The sequence below is a fragment of the Absiella sp. AM09-50 genome, from assembly GCF_003433845.1.
In the GTDB taxonomy this organism is placed as follows: Bacteria; Bacillota_I; Bacilli_A; order Erysipelotrichales; family Erysipelotrichaceae; genus Hoskinsella; species Hoskinsella hominis.
Genome location: NZ_QVFI01000077.1, coordinates 445 through 657, shown reverse-complemented (window position 1 = coordinate 657; position 213 = coordinate 445). Strand labels below are relative to the sequence as shown.

Sequence of the window (213 nt, the reverse complement as noted above, 5' to 3'; positions counted from 1 at the left end):
GATACAGCCTGATCTATTATTGTAATCAATGGTGGTGTCCACACATGTTCTTCGGCATAATTTGTGATTGCTTCATCATAGTCATGACTTCCAATACTTAATAAATGCCAACCATCACCAAACAAGCCATCATTTGCCCAATCCGTTGCCCATGTACCAATGGTGGATACAGAAAGATAGTAAACACAAAACATCACAATCACAAAGATTGGC

The 213-nt window shown here is 39.0% G+C and carries 1 protein-coding gene; it reads right to left on the bottom strand.

Annotation, left to right across the window (positions count from 1 at the left end; all coding sequences use genetic code 11):
- A partial coding sequence (locus DW114_RS21930) for a hypothetical protein (protein WP_233512200.1) occupies window positions 1-213 on the bottom strand: 213 nt, incomplete at both ends.